The sequence below is a fragment of the Mesorhizobium kowhaii genome (assembly GCF_003253745.1).
Lineage (GTDB): Bacteria > Pseudomonadota > Alphaproteobacteria > Rhizobiales > Rhizobiaceae > Mesorhizobium > Mesorhizobium kowhaii.
In genome coordinates, this window is record NZ_MZXV01000040.1 from 162029 (window position 1) to 181353 (window position 19325).

The 19325-nt window shown below is 64.5% G+C and carries 9 protein-coding genes; 1 reads left to right on the top strand and 8 read right to left on the bottom strand.

Annotated features, from left to right (window positions below; translation table 11 throughout):
- Window positions 1–234 precede the first annotated feature (234 nt).
- The gene (locus tag B5V02_RS19855; RefSeq protein ID WP_111545818.1) at window positions 235–1293 is read left to right on the top strand and encodes a D-TA family PLP-dependent enzyme; all 1059 of its coding nucleotides are present in this window, start codon (window positions 235–237) and stop codon (window positions 1291–1293) included.
- A 33-nt stretch (window positions 1294–1326) separates the two neighbouring features.
- Here B5V02_RS19855 and B5V02_RS19860 read toward each other — a convergent pair whose 3' ends face one another.
- The 8 genes from B5V02_RS19860 to hutI form a co-directional block, all read right to left on the bottom strand.
- Window positions 1327–2082: a heme ABC transporter permease gene (locus B5V02_RS19860; RefSeq protein ID WP_111545819.1), complete on the bottom strand. Its 756-nt coding sequence runs from the start codon at window positions 2080–2082 to the stop codon at window positions 1327–1329.
- Between the two features lie 142 nt (window positions 2083–2224).
- The gene (locus B5V02_RS19865) at window positions 2225–4006 is read right to left on the bottom strand and encodes a glucan ABC transporter ATP-binding protein/ permease (RefSeq protein WP_111545820.1); all 1782 of its coding nucleotides are present in this window, start codon (window positions 4004–4006) and stop codon (window positions 2225–2227) included.
- 516 nt (window positions 4007–4522) lie between these two features.
- Entirely contained in the window at window positions 4523–13111 is an 8589-nt protein-coding gene (locus B5V02_RS19870) for a glycoside hydrolase family 94 protein (RefSeq protein WP_111545821.1), read from the bottom strand.
- Window positions 13112–13377: 266 nt separating this feature from the next.
- Window positions 13378–13965 carry a HutD/Ves family protein gene (locus B5V02_RS19875; protein WP_111545822.1) on the bottom strand — a complete coding sequence of 196 codons (588 nt, stop codon included), beginning with the start codon at window positions 13963–13965 and terminating at the stop codon, window positions 13378–13380.
- An 11-nt stretch (window positions 13966–13976) separates the two neighbouring features.
- Window positions 13977–15647 carry a urocanate hydratase gene (hutU, locus tag B5V02_RS19880; protein ID WP_111545823.1) on the bottom strand — a complete coding sequence of 557 codons (1671 nt, stop codon included), beginning with the start codon at window positions 15645–15647 and terminating at the stop codon, window positions 13977–13979.
- A 27-nt stretch (window positions 15648–15674) separates the two neighbouring features.
- Entirely contained in the window at window positions 15675–16493 is an 819-nt protein-coding gene (gene hutG, locus B5V02_RS19885; RefSeq protein WP_378925293.1) for an N-formylglutamate deformylase, read from the bottom strand.
- Window positions 16493–18034 carry a histidine ammonia-lyase gene (gene hutH / locus B5V02_RS19890; RefSeq protein ID WP_111545825.1) on the bottom strand — a complete coding sequence of 514 codons (1542 nt, stop codon included), beginning with the start codon at window positions 18032–18034 and terminating at the stop codon, window positions 16493–16495. The genes hutG and hutH overlap by 1 nt, the downstream gene beginning before the upstream one ends.
- Window positions 18031–19266 (bottom strand): imidazolonepropionase, encoded by a 1236-nt coding sequence (gene hutI, locus B5V02_RS19895; RefSeq protein WP_111545914.1) that lies wholly within the window; start codon window positions 19264–19266, stop codon window positions 18031–18033. Before hutI ends, hutH begins: the two co-directional genes overlap by 4 nt.
- Window positions 19267–19325 lie beyond the last annotated feature (59 nt).

Consider the following 19325-nt stretch of genomic DNA (forward strand, 5'->3'; position numbering starts at 1 on the left):
GAACCACTCTAGCTCCTTGTTTTGACGCAATTCCGGGCGGAAAACCGGTTCCCACTTTTCCTAGAATTGCTCCAGCAAATCGCATAGCCGAAGCCCGATCCGGTGTCGATCCATCTTGCCGCCCTGCCCTGCCTTGCGGCTTGGTGCATGGACCACAGATCCGCTGCGCTGGCCGGGTGACATCACGCGCTTTCAGGGTCATAAACCCTGCGGATTTCCATGGGGTGACAGACGATGCCGACCATCCACGACCTCGATACGCCATCGATCCTGATCGACGCCGCGCGCGCCGAAGCCAACATTGCCCGCGCCCAGGCCCATGCCGACAAGAACGGACTGAAGCTTAGGCCGCATATCAAGACGCACAAATTGCCCTATTGGGCGAAGAAGCAGGTGGCGGCCGGCGCCGTCGGCATCACCTGCCAGAAGATCGGCGAGGCCGAGGTGATGGCCGACGCCGGCCTGACCGATATTTTTCTTCCTTATAACATCCTTGGGCGGGCCAAGCTGGAGCGGCTTCTGGCGCTGCACGGGCGCGTCACCCTGTCGGTGACGGCAGACAGCATCGACACGATCGAGGGGCTGGCGGCGACCTTCACCGATGCCGGTCATCGTCTGCCGGTGCTGGTCGAGTGCGACACCGGCATGGGCCGCTGCGGCGTGCAGACGGCGGATGAAGCGGTTGCGCTGGCAAGACAGATCGACAAGGCCGGCGGCCTCGCCTTCGGCGGGCTGATGACCTATCCGGCGGCCGGCCGCGCGGCGGAGGCCGAAGCCTGGCTTGCCGACGCCAGGCAGACGCTGGCCGCCTCAGGCCTCGCCTGCGACCGCATCTCTAGCGGCGGTACGCCGGACATGTGGCGCTCCAGCGCTGCATCGGTCGTCACCGAATATCGCCCGGGAACTTACATCTATCTCGACCGCTATCAGGTCGCCAAAGGCGTCGGCACTCTCGACAATTGCGCGCTGACCGTGCTGTCGACGGTCGTCAGCCATCCGACAGAAACGCGCGCCATCCTCGATGCCGGCAGCAAGGCGCTATCCAGCGACACGCTGGGGCTCGCCGATTTCGGCGAACTGCTCGGCGTCTCGGGAGCGCGGGTGACGAGCTTGAGCGAGGAGCACGGCAACGTCACGCTTTCGGGGGGCGGCAAACTGCGCATCGGCGAACGCGTCCGCGTCGTGCCCGATCATTGCTGCGTCGTCACCAACCTGTTCAACGAGGTCAATCTGATCGACGGCGACAAGGTGCTGGAAACATTGCCGGTGGCAGCGCGCGGACGGATGGGATGACCGGCTTCGTCAGATACAGGTGAATTAAACTGGTTACCGCTCAGCCTGCCGTGCCGCCACACGGCGCATGGCAATGACCCTGCGGCGGCGGATTTCCGTGCGCATTGCCATCAGGTGCAGCGCGAAGAACAGCGCCGTGAAGCCGACGGCCATCACCAGCAGCGGCCACAGCAGGCTGGGGTCGATGGTCGGCCCGCCGAGCCTGAACACCGAGGCCGGCTGGTGCAGTGTGTTCCACCAGTCGACCGAGAATTTGATGATCGGGATGTTGATGAAGCCGACCAGCGTGATGATGGCGGCGGCCCAGGCGGCGCGGCCGGCATCGTCGAGCGCCCGGGTCAACGCGATGATGCCGAGATACATCAGGAACAGCACGAAGACCGAGGTCAGCCGCGCATCCCAGACCCACCAGGTGCCCCACATCGGCTTGCCCCAGATCGAGCCGGTGATCAGCGCCAGCGCGGTGAAGACAGCACCTATGGGCGCCGCCGATTTCAGCGCCACATCGGCCAGCGGATGGCGCCAGACCAGCGTGCCGAGCGCCGAGATCGCCATCAGCGTGTAGCACATCATGGCGAGCCAGGCGAAAGGCACGTGGATGTACATGATGCGAACGGTGATGCCTTGCTGGAAATCCTCAGGCGCGGCGAAGCTCATATAGAGCCCGACGGCAAGGATCAGTGCGGCGATGGACGCCAGCCATGGCACAACCCTGTCGGCCAGCCCGACAAAGCGCGTCGGGTTGGCAAGATCCATCCAGCCGGTCAGGCGTGAAGTCGTGTCGCTCATGCGGTTCTACATAGACCGCCGGCGCGTTTGGGGCAATCGAGCGGTGGTGTCGCAGGCTGGCGAAGCAGCGGGGTGGCGGCGCCTGTACCCCACCGGACCTTCGGTCCGACCTCCCCACAAGGGGGAGGTAGAAGAACGCAGATCAGGCAGCGGCTTCCTGCTGCTGCTGCACGGTGCGGCTGAGGCGGCGAACCTCCTCGTCGTTGAGCAGGCCGCCGGCGCGCAGCAGGCTGGCAAAGCGGCCATTGCGGATCGACAGTTCGGCGAAGCCGCCCATCTCGATCACCTTGCCCTTGTCCATGAACACGACCAGATCGGCGTCGCGAACAGTGGTCAGGCGGTGGGCGATGATGAAGGTGGTGCGGTCGCGCCGCAATTCGTCGATCGCTTCCTTGACGCGGTCCTCGGTCTCGACGTCGAGAGCGCTGGTCGCCTCGTCGAGCACCAGGATCGGGGCGTCCTTCAGCACGGCGCGGGCAATGGCGATGCGCTGACGCTCGCCACCCGACAGCTGGCCGCCACGTTCGCCGACCAGCGTGTCGTAGCCATTGCTCTTGGACAGGATGAAGTCCTGCGCGGCAGCCGCATTGGCGGCGGCATGGACCTCGTCATTGGTCGCGTCAGCCCGGCCGACGCGGATGTTGTCCTCGATCGAGCGGTTGAGCAGGCCCGCATCCTGGAACACGGTGGCGATCGAATGACGCAGCGACTTGCGGGTCACGGTGCGGGTGTCGACGCCGTCGATCAGGATACGGCCATGAGACGGCGAGAAGACGCGCTGCAGCAGATTGATCAGCGTGGTCTTGCCGGCGCCCGTCGGTCCGACGATGGCAACGGTCTGACCAGCCTCGACCTCGAACGACACGTCGTCGATGCCTTGACCCGAATTGGCGAATTCGAAGCCGACATTCTCGAAGCGGACATGGCCGGTGACGTTGGTGAGATCGCGTAAGCCGTCCGGCTCGGCGGCATCGGCCGCGGAGTCCTCGAGGTGGTAGAAGTCCTCGAGCTTGGCGCGGGCTTCCGAAATCTGGTTGGCGAAAGCCGACATCTGGTCGAGCCTGGCGATCAGCAGCGTGGCAAAGCCGGTGAAGGCGATGACGTCACCGATGCGCAGCTGGCCATGGGTGACCAGATAGGCGCCGATCAACAGCACGACCATCATCGAGATCGTCGACGACAGACGGTGCAGTGCATTGGCCATCGCCCACCAGTCGAGCACCGGGTTCTGCGCATCGAGCAGGTTCTTGACATAGCGGCGCAGCGTGTCCGCCTCGTGGCCGAGGCGGTTGTAGCTCTGCAGCACGGCGACATTGGAGACCGAGTCGGTCACATGCGCGAACACCTGATGGTAGTGCCGCTCGACGGCGGCCTGGCCTGCCTTGGTGCGCTTCATCACCAGCCGGCCGATGCCGACATAGAGAGCGCCGAGCGCCAGCAGCACCATCGACATGCGCAGATCCATGCTGATTGCCGTCGGGATCAGCAGGAACAGCGCGACCGCTGTCGACAAATGCTGGCGCATGAATTCAAGCCACAGGCTGAACAGCGTCTCGACCGCACGCAACAGGGTGTGCAGGGCATTGGAGGTGCCGCGCTGGTGATGCCAGGCAAGCGGCATGGTGATGACACGCTCGAACGACTGGCAAAGCACCTCGCTGCGCCGCTTGTGGGCAAAGCGATCGGCGCCGCGCGCCACCAGAACGAAGGCCACGATGTTGAAGGCGCCGAGGCCCGCCCACAGGGCAAGCGTGGCAAACACCGAGCCGCGTTCGGAAATCGCATCGATCACCCGTCCGAACATGATCGGCTCGAGAATGGCGATAATCGCGAGAGCGATGTTGGCCGAACAGATCAACGCGACGCGTTTCCTGTCCGCGGCCAGATAACCAAGCGCTCGCCAGTAGATTTGCAGAAGGGTCACCCCAGTTACTCCGCCATGCTGTTTATTGTGCACTGCATCATTTGACTCGTATCGGTTGATACGTCGCAAAACAATGGCCGTGTACCTCTTCAGTTCCCTCAGAGCGAACAAAAGATGGCGACGTTCCGAAATCTGCCGTGATCACCTAACGGTTTGAGAAGACAGGTAAAATGTCAGGCATGCGGCGAAATCATGGCAGTTCGTACGTGCTGCCACAATTTTAATCAGCAACGATGCCGGGCGGATGACCAGGGCCGAAATCGCCCTCTGCACAGTATAGCGCGAAACCAAGCGGCCTCGCGCGCGCCAAGGGCAACGAGATGCCAAGCCCCGCCGCCTGGGGCGGCGCACGCAGTGCGCATCAAGCCTTTGATTTTATGGGCTTCTCAGCGGCATGCTCTTCGGCCAAGCCGAGGGCAAATGCCGGGCGCCATGGCGCCTTTCATCCTGTCGTGGTCCCGAAAAACCGCGCCCTCCCGGGCTTGAGCCCGAGAGCATGGTTTTGGGCAACATGCCTCAAGCCGGGATCCTGATGACGACGTCGGTGACTTCGCCATCCTTCAGTTCGACTGCCGAAACCTTGGTCTTTGCCCCATTCAGCTCCAGCGAAACCGCCTTGGCTTTTTTGTCGCGGATGACGCGAACCCTGAGTTCCGCTCCCAGCATCTTGAGGGTTGCCGAGTACCCGTCCCAATGACCGGGGAGCTTTGGCTTGAACTGAACACGCTTGCCGCGCCGTTCGATGCCGAGAATTCCTTCGACCGCAGCCCTGTAGAGCCAGCCGGCCGAGCCGGTGTACCAGGTCCAGCCGCCACGGCCGCCCTTGTCGTCCCCGGCATAGATGTCGGCCGCCACCACATAGGGTTCGACGCGATAGTGCTCGGCCGAGGCCTCGTCGGTCGCATGGTTGACCGGGTTCAGCATCGAGAAACAGCGATAGGCCTCGTCGGTCCGCCCCATCTCGGCAAGCGCAATGACGAACCAAGTGGCGGCGTGGGTGTACTGGCCGCCATTTTCGCGAACGCCGGGCGGATAGCTTTTGATATAACCCGGCTCCTTGTCCGTCTTCGAGAAAGGCGGCGTGAACAGCTTGACGATCTTGAGCTTGTCGTCGACGAGCAGTTTGGTCGCCTGCTCCATCGCCGTCGTCGACCGTGCCGGATCGCCCTCTCCCGAAAGCACGCTCCAGGACTGGGCGATCGAGTCGATCTTGCACTCCTGCGAGGTCCGCGATCCCAATGGCGTGCCGTCGTCGAAGCTGCCGCGCCGGTACCATTCGCCGTCCCATGCCGTGCTTTCAAGCGCACGCTTCAGCGCATCGGCATGCTTTGCCCAGGCTTGCGCGCGCTTGGCATCGCCTTCGGTCTTGGCAATTGCGGCGAAGTCGCCCAGCGTCTTCAGCAGGAACCAGCCGAGCCAGACGCTCTCGCCCTTGCCGTGCTCGCCGACGCGGTTCATGCCGTCGTTCCAGTCGCCGCCGAGGATCAGCGGCAGCCCGGCGGGACTGCTGCGCTTGATGGCCAGGTCGAGCGCCCGCGCGCAATGGTCGTAGAGCGACGCCGTCCTCTTCGAAATTTCCGGGGTGAAGAAGGCATCGTGCTCGCCCTCGTCCAGCGCCTGCCCATCGATGAAGGGCAGTTGCTCTTTCAGGATGGTGGCATCGCCGGTGACCAGCAAATAGCGCGCCGTGGCGTGGGCCAACCAGACCACGTCGTCGGAGATCGTGGTGCGCACGCCGGCCCCGGTGCGCGGCAGCCACCAGTGCTGCACGTCGCCTTCGGGGAACTGCCGCCGCGCCGCGTTGAGGATCTGGTCGCGTGCCAGTTGCGGGTCATGCGCCAGCAATGCCAGCGTGTCCTGCAATTGGTCGCGGAAGCCGAACGCACCGCTTGCCTGGTAGAAGGCGGAGCGGGCGCGAATGCGGCAGGCCAGGCTCTGATATGGCAGCCAGTGGTTGACCATGGCGTCGAGCGCCTTGTCCGGCGTGTCGACCTGGATGGTGTCGAGGAAGCCGCGCCATTCGCGCTCATTGTCGGCAAGCCGCTGGTCGAAATCCCTAGCCCGATGCTCCTGCACCAGGGCGCCGGCCTCCTCGACGGACTCGGCATCGCCGAGCAACCAGAGCAGCGTGACGTCGCCACCGGCCGGGATCTCGATGTCGCGGGCAATCGCCGCGCAGGGATCGTCTCCGGCCTCGACACGACCCGACAACGCCGCACCGCTCAGCACTGCCTGTGGAAGCTCGCTGGAGCCGTGTCGGCCGAGAAACTCCGAGCGGTCGGTCGTCACCGAATGCACGCCGCCATCGGCGGCCAGAAACGCCACCCGCTCGCTGAAATCGAGCCCGTAGGGGTTTTGCGCCAGCAACGCACCGGTTGCAGCGTCGCGGGACGGGACGATGGTTGCCGCGCTGCGCGATCGATGCCCGCCGAGCACCCATTCGGCATAGGCGTAGACCCGCAGCCGCGCCGGCACCGAGCCGGAATTCTGGATGCGCAGCCGCGAGATCTTCACCGGGTCGATCGGGTCGACGACATGGGTGAGGTCCATCGACAACGACCCGCGCTTCGAGCGGAAGGTCGAGAAACCCTGGCCGTGCCAGGCCTCGTAGGTCATCGAGGGATCGCGCACCATGGCGGCGAGCGGCGAGAACGCCTTGCCGCTGGCCTGATCGTAGATGTAGAGGCCCTCGCCCGGCCGGTTCGAGACCGGATCGTTCGACCATGGCGTCAGCTGGTAATCGCGGCTGTTGCGGCTCCAGGTGAAGGCGGCACCCTCGGCAGAGGTGTGGAAGCCGAACGAAGCGTTGGAGACGACGTTGATCCATGGCTGCGGCGTGGTGCGCCGGCCAGCCAGGCGCACCACATAGTGCCGCCCGTCGCCGTCGAAACCGCCAAAGCCATTCCATTGGCTGAGCCCGCTTCCATCGGCGCTGACATCCGCCACGGCCTGCGAGGCAAATGCATGCGCCATGGGCGCCAGCGACGGCAATTCGCGCGCAACCGTCAATGCTGCCGGCTGCAGGGCGTCACGCGCCTGGAGGGCCGCAGCCTCGGCCCGCTCGATCTGGTCGAAGATGGTGCCATTGCGCGTGTGCAGGACGACGCGGGCGACGGCGAGCAGCGTCTTGTAGGTGGTCTCGTCCATGAGGTCGCGGCGCACCGCGAAAATGTGCTGGCGAGGTCCGAGTTCCTTGCCGCGCAGGCGGCTGTTTTCGCACAGCGTCTCGACCGCCCGCTGCAGGTCCTGGACATAGGAGGACGCCTGCTCGTTGACGACGACGAAGTCGATCATCATGCCGCGGGTGCGCATGTATTCCTGGAAACGCAGCGCCTGGGCGACGATTTCGAGATCGGCGACGTCGCCGATCCTGACCAGGAAGATCGGGAAATCGCCCGAAATGCTGGTCGGCCACAGGCTCGACTGCTTGCCCAGCCCCGAGGCGATGGATTCGGCCGGAAGCCGCAGAAACGGATCCGGATAGATCAGATAGCGCGCCAGCTTCTGCACATTGGCGGCATCGGTCAGGCTGAGGCCCATATGGCGGGTCTGCACCTGGCTGCGCGTCCAGGCGAGCATGGCCTGGCGGGCAAAACTCTCCGGATGGTCGAGCCGGGCAATGGCCTCTTCCAGCTCGGCGCGGCTGGCGCCGACGACGGTCCAGAAGGTCAGCGATATCTTCTTGTTGGCGGGCACGCGCACCTGGCGGCGCAGCGCGGCGACGGGATCGAGCGTGAAGCCCGAATGGCCACCGAGCCTGGCGCCGGGATCGAAGGCGGCCGCGTCGACGATGGTGCGGCCACGGCCGATGAAGGCGCGCCGGTCGGTCTCGGCTTCGGCATCGCGCGCCGATCCGGACGGATCGGTGACGAAATGCACCATGGCGATATCGGGCTCGCTGGTCTCCCGCTTGCGCCGCGTGGCGAAGATCTGCGCGTTGTTCGATGCGATTTCGGTTTCGACGAACATCTTCGAGAAGGCCGGATGGGCGTTGTCCGACGCCTCCAGGCCGAGCACCAGTTCGGCAAAGGAGGTCACTTCGATGTGACGGTCGGACGGCCCGTCATTGTAGAGCGTGACCCGACGACCCTCGCCGTTGCCTTCCGAGATGACGATGCATTCGACCTCGGAGCGCAACGTGCCCACCGATTTGACGAAGCTCGCCTTGTCGTCGGAGAACAAGGTCTGCGCCTTTTCCTCGGCCGCACGCTTCGGCTCAGCCGTCGCCGACCACCAGTCGCCGGTGCCGGCGTCACGCAGGAAGATGTAGGAGCCGAGCCGGTCCTCGGTCGGATCCGGCTGCCAGCGGGTGACGGAGAGATCGCCCCAGCGGCTGTAGCCCGAGCCGGTCGCGGTGACCATCACCGAATAGCGGCCATTCGACATCACACTGGTCGAACGCAGCGACCGCAACGGATCGAGCACGATGCGGGTGTCGGGGCTCTCGACTTCGGTCTCGTCCTTGGAGCGTTCGTCGGCCTCGGTCCTGACGGTCGCGGTCGGGATGTCGCGTGGCGCCCTCTCCTGCAGCAGCAATTCGGCCGATTCGATGACCGGATCACTGTGGAAGCGGTCGCGCATGCGGCCTTCGAAGATGGCGTCGGCGACCGCCACGATCGACATGCCTGAATGGTGGGCCATGTAGTTCTGCACGACCACATGATCGGTACCTTCCGGTACGCGCTGCGGCGTGAAGTCGACTGCGTCGTAGTAACCGTGGCGGCCAAGTGCGCCGATCTCCCGCAGCCGGGCGAGATTCTGCACGGCTTCGCGCGGGTTGAACTGTGCCGCGAGCACTGTGGCGTAGGGCGCGATCACCGTGTTCTGACCAAGGCCGCGCTTCAGGCCGAGCCCAGGCACGCCGAAATTGGTGTACTGGTAGGTCAGTTCACGGTCGCGGGCGTTGTAGGCCGCTTCCGAAATGCCCCACGGCACGTTCTTCTGGCGGCCATACTGGATCTGGCGCTTGATGATCAGCTTGCTGGTCTGGTTGAGAATGCTGCCTTGTGGCTCCTTCATCACCAGCGGCGGCATCAGATATTCGAACATCGAGCCGGACCAGGACATCAGCGCGCCCTTGAAACCGATCTCGACGATCGGCCGGCCAAGCCGGAACCAGTGCTCGGTGGGCAGGTCGCCCTTGGCGATGGCGAACAGGCTGGTCAGCCGCGCCTCGGAAGCCATAAGGTCGTAGCAGCTTTCGTCGAGCTGATGTTCCTCGACCCGGTAGCCGATCGACAGCAGCTTGCGTTCGGGTCGCATCAGGAAGGAGAAATCCATCTCGAAGGCGAAACGGCGTGTGCGCTCGCGCAGGGTGAGCAGCTTGGCGCGCAGCGCCTCGACGGCATTGTCGTCGCTGTGCGCGTCATGGACATGCGCCTCGCAGGTGGCCTCGAGCCTGGCCGCCCAGTCGACGATGACGTCGCTCTGGGCCGACGCCGCCTCGGTGTGGATGGCGGTGGCGAGCTTGCGGATCTCGCCGGCCAGCACGGCCAGATTGATGGTGCGGATCGAGGCCATTTCCGGCTGCGCCTTGATGGTGTCGACCGCGCGCCGCATGCCGTCGAGACGATCGGCGAGGCGCTGGCGCAAGGGCCGCAGCTGGCGGCGGTCGTCGGGCAGCTCATCAAGGCTCTCGCTGAGGATGGTCACCGTGTCGAGAATGCCTTCGAAATCGCCCTGGAGATGGACGGAAGGGGCTTCCGCCCATTCGGCGCAAGCCGCCGCCACCGCCACCAGATGGCCGGCAAGATTGCCGCTGTCGACAGCCGAGATGTAAAGCGGATAGAGCGGCTTCAGCGTCGTCGTGTCATACCAGTTGAAGAGGTGGCCGCGGTCGCGCGGCATGCCTTCGATCGTCGTCATGGTGGCGTCGATGCGGGTGATGGCGTCGGACAGGCTGATCCAGCCGAAGTCACGGGCAGAGACGACAGACAGCAGATAGACGCCGATATTGGTTGGCGAGGTGCGCGGCGCCACCACGGGCGCCGGGCTTTCCTGGAAATTGTCCGGCGGCAGATTATGATGCTCGGCCGTCACGAAGCTTTCGAAATAATGCCATGTGCGCCGCGCCACCGTGCGCAGCGCATGGATGTCGGCGGCCGAGATGTGCAGCCGATCCTCGGTTTCAGCGGAACGGCTGATCCAGGCGGCGATGGCTGGAGAAGCGATCCAGAACAGGGCGAAGAAGAAGGCGACGAAAGCGCCGGTGGAATCGGCCAGCACCGGTATGGCGAGGCCGACGAAGCCGATGATCACGGCGCCATACATCATGCCGTAATAGGAGCCGAGATCGTTGTCGCCGCTCTTGTGCGCCTGCGAGGCGGTGCGCCATTCCAGCAGGTTCTGGCGGCTGACGAACAGCCGGTAGAGCGTTCGGATGATGGCATCGCCCATCATCCAGGCGTTATGCGCCATCAGCACGATCTTGAGCGCCACCATGGCGGTACCGAAGGCGGCGTCGCGCGCCAGGGCCGAGAAATGGCCGCGCGGCGTCTGGTCGCCGCTCTTGGGCAGGATGGCGTTGACGACGTCGAATGTCGGCGCCATGAACAGGCTGAGGATCAGCAAGGCCTGCCATTGCGCGGCTTGCGTGAAGGGCAGCAGCGTCCAGCCGGCGATCGCCGCCATCACCCAGAAGATCGGCGTCAGCGAACGGCGCAGATTGTCGATCATCTTCCAGCGCGACAGGGCCGGCACGCCGGAGCGCGGATCGAGCATGAAGCCGAGAAGCTGCCAGTCGCCGCGTGCCCAGCGATGGTGGCGCGAGGCGTCGACCGAGTAGCGGGTCGGATAGTCCTCGACCAGTTCGACGTCGGTGACCAGCGCCGAGCGCGCCAGCGCGCCTTCCAGCAGATCGTGGCTGAGGATGGTGTTTTCCTCGATGCGGCCCTGCAGCGCGGCCTCGAAAGCGTCGACGTGATATAGGCCCTTGCCGGTGAAGGACCCGTCGCCGAAAACGTCCTGATAGAGATCGGACACGGCAAAGACATAAGGGTCGAGGCCGCGATTGGCCGAGAAGACCCGCTGGAAAAACGACGCATCGTCGCCGCTGGTCAGCGACGCGGTGATGCGCGGCTGCAGGATCGCGTAGCCGGCCGTGACAACGCGTTTGGCGGCATCGAAATGCGGGCGGTTGAGGGGATGGCAGAGCTTGCCGACCAGGGTCGCGACCGCGTCGCGGGTGGTGCGTGTATCGGCATCGAGCGTCATCACATGGACGACGTTTTCCGGCAGCGGCACGTCGAGCGGCAGGAATGTGGTGTCGCTGTCGCCGCGCAGCAGAAGGTCGAGCTCGTGCAGCTTGCCGCGCTTGCGCTCCCAGCCCATCCAGGACCCTTGCGCGGCATTGAAGAGCCGGCGCCGGTGCAGGATGTAGAAACGCGGCGCGCCTTCAGAGGGATAGCGGGCGTTGAGGCGAGCGATCTCGGCGCGGGCGAATTCGAGGATTTCGGTATCCGCCGCATCGATCTCGGTCTTGCTGTCGGGCCAGTCCGACAGCAACGCGAAATGGATTTCATCCGCCGTGTTGGCGAGATGATGCACCTCGATATTACGGATGTTTTCCTCGACGTCGTCGCGTGAGCCGATCAGCGACGGCACCACCACCAGCGTGCGCGCCTCGGGCGGTACGCCGTGCCTGTAATCATAGCCGACGAGGCGCGTCGGTTTCAGGAACAGCGATACGACGGTGTTGAAGAAGGCGAGCGCACCCTCGCTGGCCGGCACGGCAAACAGCGCCAGCATCAAGACGATCGACGGCACCGACAGGCCGAGATTGGCGAGCGCGTTACCGGAGAGGACGAGAAGCAGAGCCGTCAGCGCAAACACCGGTACGACGATGCCAAGCCATCCGGTCTTTCGGAAGGTGCGTTTGGCCGTCTGGCTGATGGTCGGCCGGTAGCCGATCGCCTTCTCCAGTTCCAGCCGGCGCGGACCGACGAGAAAGAAACCGACATCGGTGTGGGCGGATGCAACTGGCGCGGCATCGACTTCACCGTCGCCTGGCATGGTCTCGCTGGCGGCGTGACCGGCCAGTTCGATGCCCTTCTCGGCGACGCGATATTCCGAAAGGTCGGAGCGGCGCGCCAGCTCCTCGATCGCGGTCCGGTACTGGTCACGCGAGAAGAAGTCGAGCGCGGCGAAATCGGTGCGTTCGCGCAGCACGGTGTCGATGCGGCTGACGCCTTCGAACCACACCGTCCAGTCGACGTCGTTGATGAGGCGCAGCCCGCGGATGATGTTTCCGGTCGTCACATTGCCGCTGGACAGCGTGTGATGTTCGGAAATGATGATTTCCTCGGCGTCGGAGCCGGTCTTTTCGAGCTCGCCTTCGAGCCATTCCAAGGCCTTGCCGGCATTCTGCGATCCATCGCGCAAGCGGTAGAGCAGCTGGGTGGCGAAGGTGGTGTCCTGCGCATGAGCGCTGAATTTGGACAGGATCGCCTGCCGGTCAGGGCTGTCGTCGGTCGCCAGAACCTTGTCGGCGACATCGTTGGCGATCTGGCGCATCTGCCGGGTACGGTTGACCCTGACCGCCAGCCGGCGGAGATTTTCGATCAGAACGAAGCGCAACAGCGACGGCAGCGCCCAGAGTTCGCCGATCTTCAGCGGCTCGAGCGACTGGAAGCCCTGGACGATGGACTTGAACATCGTCGCCGAGACGGAACTGTCCGAATGCGCCACATAGGTCCATGCCAGCGCCAGCGCGCGCGGCACGCTGCCGCCATCGGGCAGTTTCAGGCTGGGCAGCTGGCGGTAGAAGCGGCGCGGCAGATCGCGCTTGACCTGGAAAATGGTTTCTTCGACCAGATAATTGTTGTCGAGCAGCCACTGCGCCGCCGGCGTGATCGTCTCGCCCCGCGCCTGCGCGGCATTGGTCGAGCGGTAGACTTCCAAAATCTTCTTGGCGCTGTCGCGGATGCGGGCCTGAAAATCGAACGGCGTCAGGCCGAACAGATCGGTGAGGTCGCCTTTTGCCAGGCTTTCGCCAAGCAGGCGAAGACGCTCTTCGGGCAGGAAATTGGATCGTATCGGCTCTTCCGTGATGGCCGGGAAGCTCGCGCTCGTCTTCTCTATTTGGGCAGGGGTCGTCTGAATATTCATTGAAAATTCCGTATGCGGACACTGAGCGGCGTCACCGCCACGGCAATGGCCCTAAAACCGATTCAAATGCAATTGGTTGCATAATCCCACTTGCTGAAAGTTTATTTCCGCACCACGACAGGGCGTCATCTCTCAGCAAAATTCCAAGACGAGCGCCCCTCTTCCCGCCAGGTCCGATCGACGGGGAGGATTCAGGCTTTTTCGTGATGCCGCCAGCAGCTTACGCTATATTTCGCGGGCACCGCGATCATGTTTGGAAACAAGCGTTAATCGTTGCCGGATATGCCGCCGATCCGAATGACGAACAGCGTCGTCTCCTGGGTGGGCTCGACACGAATGTCAGCGATGTTCGGACCGTCCAGCAACGCGTCCAGCGGCCCGAGGCGAACCGGCTCGGCAGCAAACACAAGAACCTCACCGCTCAGGCACAGGACGAGAGTGGTTCCCATCTCGGCCCGGATCGCCACCGGAGCGGAAATCACGAGCCGTTCGACCGAATGCACCATCCGGCCGCGGCGGGTCATGACATTGAGATCGGTGATCGGCCCGCCAATCAGCGCCGCCGCTGTCGCCACGTCCGCCGGGAATGAAAAAGGGACGGTCGCCGGCGTTATAGTGGCCTGCCGCCGGCCGGCAATATCGAGGACGACGCCCTCGCCTTCGAGCACCGCAAGCGTGCGGTCGATCCCGGCAAATTGCGAGAACGGCCCGCTGCCTTCGACGCGCGCCATCGAGACGCGCCAGTCGAAGTCATCGAGCCCGGCGTCGGCAGGCGAGACGGCGACCTCGGTCGTCACCCCGCCGCCGTTCTTCCACGGCATGGGCTTGTATTCGGCTGCCCGCAGGACGCGCATCGGTCAGTCCATCACCCGAGAATGCCGGGCAGGTTGAGCTGATGCTCCTTTGCGCACTCGATGGCGATGTCGTAGCCGGCATCGGCGTGGCGCATGACGCCGGTCGCCGGGTCGTTCCACAAGACCCGCTCGAGGCGCCTGGCCGCTTCGCGTGTGCCGTCGGCGACGATGACCATGCCGGCATGCTGCGAGAATCCCATGCCGACACCGCCGCCATGGTGCAGCGACACCCAGGTGGCGCCCGAAGCCGTGTTGAGCAGTGCGTTGAGCAGCGGCCAGTCGGACACGGCGTCCGAGCCGTCCTTCATCGATTCCGTCTCGCGGTTCGGCGAGGCGACCGAGCCGGAATCGAGGTGATCGCGGCCGATGACGACAGGCGCCTTGAGCTCGCCCTTGGCCACCATTTCGTTGAAGGCGAGGCCAAGCCTGTGCCGATCGCCGAGGCCGACCCAGCAGATGCGCGCCGGCAGGCCCTGGAAGGCGATGCGCTCACGCGCCATGTCGAGCCAGTTGTGCAGATGGGTGTTGCCGGGCGTCAGTTCGCGCACCTTGGCATCGGTCTTGTAGATATCCTCGGGATCGCCCGACAGGGCTGCCCAGCGGAACGGGCCGATGCCGCGGCAAAACAGCGGACGGATATAGGCTGGCACGAAGCCGGGGAAGGCGAAAGCGTTCTCGAACCCCTCCTCCTTGGCCACCTGGCGGATGTTGTTGCCATAGTCGAGCGTCGGCACGCCGGCGTTCCAGAACGCCACCATCGCCTCCACATGTTCGCGCATCGAAGCGCGGGCGGCTTTTTCAACTGCCTTCGGGTCGCTGACGCGCTTCTCACGCCACTCAGCCATCGTCCAGCCCTTGGGCAGATAGCCGTTGATGGGGTCGTGGGCCGAGGTCTGGTCGGTGACCATATCGGGGCGAATGCCGCGCCTGAACATTTCCGGAACGATCTCGGCCGTATTGCCGAGCAGGCCTACCGACTTCGCCTCGCCTGCCTTGGTCCAGCGCTCGATCATCGCCATCGCCTCGTCGAGTGTCTCGGCCTTCTCGTCGACATAGCGGGTGCGCAGGCGGAAATCGATCGAATCCGGGTTGCATTCGATCGCCAGGCAGCAGGCGCCGGCCATGACAGCGGCGAGCGGCTGGGCACCGCCCATGCCGCCGAGACCTCCGGTCAGGATCCACTTGCCCCTGAGATTGCCGCCATAATGCTGGCGCCCAGCCTCGACGAAGGTCTCGTAGGTGCCCTGCACGATGCCTTGCGTGCCGATGTAGATCCACGAGCCGGCCGTCATCTGGCCGTACATCATCAGGCCCTTCTTATCGAGCTCATTGAACTTTTCCCAGGTCGCCCAGTGCGGCACCAGGTTGGAGTTGGCGATCAGCACGCGCGGTGCGTCCGGATGGGTGCGGAAGACGCCGACCGGCTTGCCCGACTGCACCAGCAAAGTCTCGTCATCGGCGAGCGTCCTCAACGAGGCGACGATGCGGTCAAAGTCGTTCCAGGTGCGCGCCGCCCGGCCGATGCCGCCATAAACAACCAGCTCGTTGGGGTTTTCGGCGACGTCCGGGTCGAGATTGTTCATCAGCATGCGCAGCGGCGCTTCCGTCAACCAGGAGCGGGCGCTGATTTCCGTGCCGCGCGGGCTGCGGACTTCGCGGATGTTGTGGCGGGGATTGTTCATGTCGTCACTCCAGAAAAGGATCGAATGTCAGACGCGCGCCCAAGATGTTGCGCTCTCAAGGATTTTCCGCAGCGTGGCGCGGATCGGTGCTGCAAACTCAGCATCGTAGGGAACCGGCCAATTATCGGGCGTGCCCTTTCCCTCGGGCTCACGCATGTAGCCGCGGTTGGAGAGTTCCATCTGCAGCGCATGGACACCCTGTTGCGGCTGGCCGAAATGACGCGTGATCCAGCCACCCTTGAAGCGGCCGTTGACGACAAAGGTCTCGCTGGTTTCGGCCATGATCTGGCCGACCATCGCCTGCAAGGCCGGATCGGCGCTCTTGCCGTCGTTGGTGCCGAGATTGAACACCGGCAGCGTGCCTTCGAACAGACGCGGCAGGACCGAGCGGATCGAGTGGCAATCATAGATGACGATCTTTTCGTGCAGCCCACGCAAGCGGCCGATCTCGGCCTGCAAGGCGGCATGATACGGCGTGAAGAATTTCTCACGGCGTTCGTCGATCTCCGACGGTCCTGGCTCTTCGCCTTCGCGGTAGAGCGGATCGCCATCGAAGGTTTCGGTCGGGCACAGGCCAGTGGTTGCCTGGCCGGGATAAAGCGACGCTCCGGACGGATCACGGTTGACGTCGATGACGGTGCGCGAAATCGCCGTATGAACGACGGTCGCGCCAAGATCGCCAGCGAAGTCATACAGCTTGTCGATCCACCAGTCGCAGTCGCGGCGACCGAGCCAGGGCGACACCAGCCGGTTGTCGAGGCCGGCGAGGTCGATGCCGGTATGCGGGATCGACACCAGCAGCGGAGCTGTGCCGGGCGTGACGGTGAGCCAGGAGGGTGCGGTCATCATGCAGTTCCCGAAATCGACGGCAGCGCCACTGCGCTCGCTGCCTTGATGGTCGCACCACTGCGCACCATGGCGATGGCTTTTTCCATATCAGGATGGAAATGGCGGTCATTGTCGAGATGCGGCACCTCGGCCCGGACCAGCTTACGCACCGCTTCCAGGGCAGCGCTCGACGCCAGCGGCGCATGGAAATCGCAGCCTTGCGCGGCGGCCAGCAATTCGATGCCGATCACCGCCGTCGCATTCTCGACCATGCCGATCAGCCGGCGCGCGCCATGCGCCGCCATCGAAACGTGGTCTTCCTGGTTGGCCGAGGTCGGGATGGAATCGACGCTGGCCGGATAGGCTTTCTGCTTGTTCTCGGAAACGAGGGCCGCCGCCGTCACCTGCGGGATCATGAAACCGGAATTCAAGCCGGGCTTCGGCGTGAGAAATGCCGGCATGCCGGACAGCGCGGGATCGACCAGCATGGCGATGCGGCGTTCAGACAGCGAGCCGATCTCGCAGACCGCGAGCGCAATCATGTCGGCGGCGAAGGCGACCGGCTCGGCGTGAAAATTGCCGCCGGAAAGTGCGGTATCGTCCTCGGCGAAAATCAGCGGATTGTCGGTGACGCCATTGGCCTCGGTGCCGAGCGTGTCCGCCGCCTGGCGCAGAACGGTGAGTGCCGCGCCCATGACCTGCGGCTGGCAGCGCAGGCAATAGGGATCCTGCACGCGCTCGTCGCCAACCCGGTGCGATTCGCGAATGGCGCTGCCGGCCATCAGATTGCGCAGCGCGTCCGCCGTCTCGATCTGGCCGCGATGCTTTCTCAGCGCATGGATGCGCGGATCGAAGGGAGCGTCGGAGCCCTTTGCCGCGTCGGTCGACAAGGCGCCGGCGACCAGCGCCGACTGGTAGAGCACTTCTGCCTCGAACAAGGCTGCGAGCGCATAGGCCGTCGAAAACTGCGTGCCATTGAGCAGTGCCAGACCTTCCTTGGCGCCGAGCGTCACTGGCTCCAGCCCGTGCGAGACAAAGGCGACTTTGGCCGGGAAGCGGCCGTGCGGGGTGAAGCATTCGCCGACGCCGATCATCACCGCCGTCATATGCGACAGCGGGGCAAGGTCGCCGGAGGCGCCGACCGAGCCTTGCGCCGGCACCACCGGGATGACGTCGTTGGCCAGCATCGCTTCGAGCAACTCGATGGTCTGCGGCCGCACGCCGGAGGCGCCCTGCGCCAGGCTGGCCAGCTTCAGCGCCATCATCAGCCTGCAAACAGCGACCGGCATCGGCTCGCCGACGCCGGCGGCATGCGACAGCACGATGTTGCGCTGCAAGGTCTCGAGGTCCCCGGTGGGGATGCGGACGCTGGCGAGTTTGCCGAAGCCGGTGTTGATGCCATAGACCGGCTCGCCCTTGGCGACGATCCTTGCGACGGCCTCGGCGCTCGCCTTGATTTTTGGCCGGCAGGCGTCGTCAAGCTTGGGCACGGCGCCACGGTAGATGGCGCGCCAGTCTGCCAGCGTCGCATTGCCGGGCTTCAGGGTCAGTTCGGTCATTGTCCTCTCCAGATGCGGGCATGCAGCGGGTTGAAGCCCATGCGGTAGACGAGTTCGGCGGGGCGCTCGATGTTCCAGATCGCCAGATCGGCGGATTTTCCGGCTTCCAGCGTACCCGTTTGTCCCAGCAGGCCGAGCGCGCGGGCGGCCTCGCGGGTGACGCCGGCCAGGCATTCGTCGACGGTCAGGCCAAACAAGGTCGCCGCCATGTTCATGGTTAGAAGCAGCGAGGTCAGCGGCGAGGTGCCGGGATTGTTGTCGGTGGCGACAGCCATTTTGACGCCGTGCTGGCGAAACAGGCCGACCGGTGGCTTCTTGGTTTCACGAATGAAGTAGTAGGCGCCGGGCAGGATCGTCGCCACGGTTCCGGCCTTTGCCATTGCCGCGGCGCCCGCCTCATCGGTGTATTCGAGATGATCGGCCGACAGCGCACCATAGCGCGCGGCAAGTTCGGCGCCATGCAAATTGGACAGCTGGTCGGCATGGAGCTTGACCGGCAAGCCTGCCGCCTTGGCGGCATCGAAGACGCGCGTCATCTGCTCCGGGGAAAAAGCAATGCCCTCGCAAAAACCGTCGACGGCATCGGCCAGCCCCTCGGCGGCAACCGCCGGAAGAATTTCTTTTGCGACCAGATCGATAAAGGCGTCCTTGTCGCCCTTGGCTTCCGGCGGCAGTGCGTGGGCGCCGAGGAAGCTTGTGCGGATCGTCACCGACCGCTCACCGCCCAACCGCCGTGCGGCACGCAGCGACTTCTTTTCGTTTTCCAGATCGAGCCCATAACCCGACTTGATCTCGACGGTGGTGACGCCCTCGGCGATCAGTGCATCGAGACGCGGCAGCGATTGCGCGACCAGATCGTCTTCGCTGGCGGCACGCAAGGATTTGACCGAGGAGACAATGCCGCCGCCGGCCCTGGCGACCTCTTCATAGGTGGCGCCGGCCAGCCGCATCTCGAACTCGTTGGCGCGGTTGCCGGCATGGACCAGATGGGTATGGCAGTCGATCAGGCCGGGCGTGATCCAGCGCCCCTCGCAATCGATCGTCTCGGCGCCTTGGGCCAGCGTTGCGGGCATCCCCGACTCGGGACCGGCGTAGACAATGCGGCCGTCATGCGCGGCGACGGCGCCGTGTGCGACGACGCCAAGTCCGGCAGAACCCTCGGCCATGGTCGCCAGACGCGCATTGCGCCATAGACGAAGACCCCCTGCCCAGCTTTTGCTCTCTGCAGCCATCATCTTTTCCGTTTCAATCGGTGGCGATTATGTATATACATATTGAAACGCACTGCAAG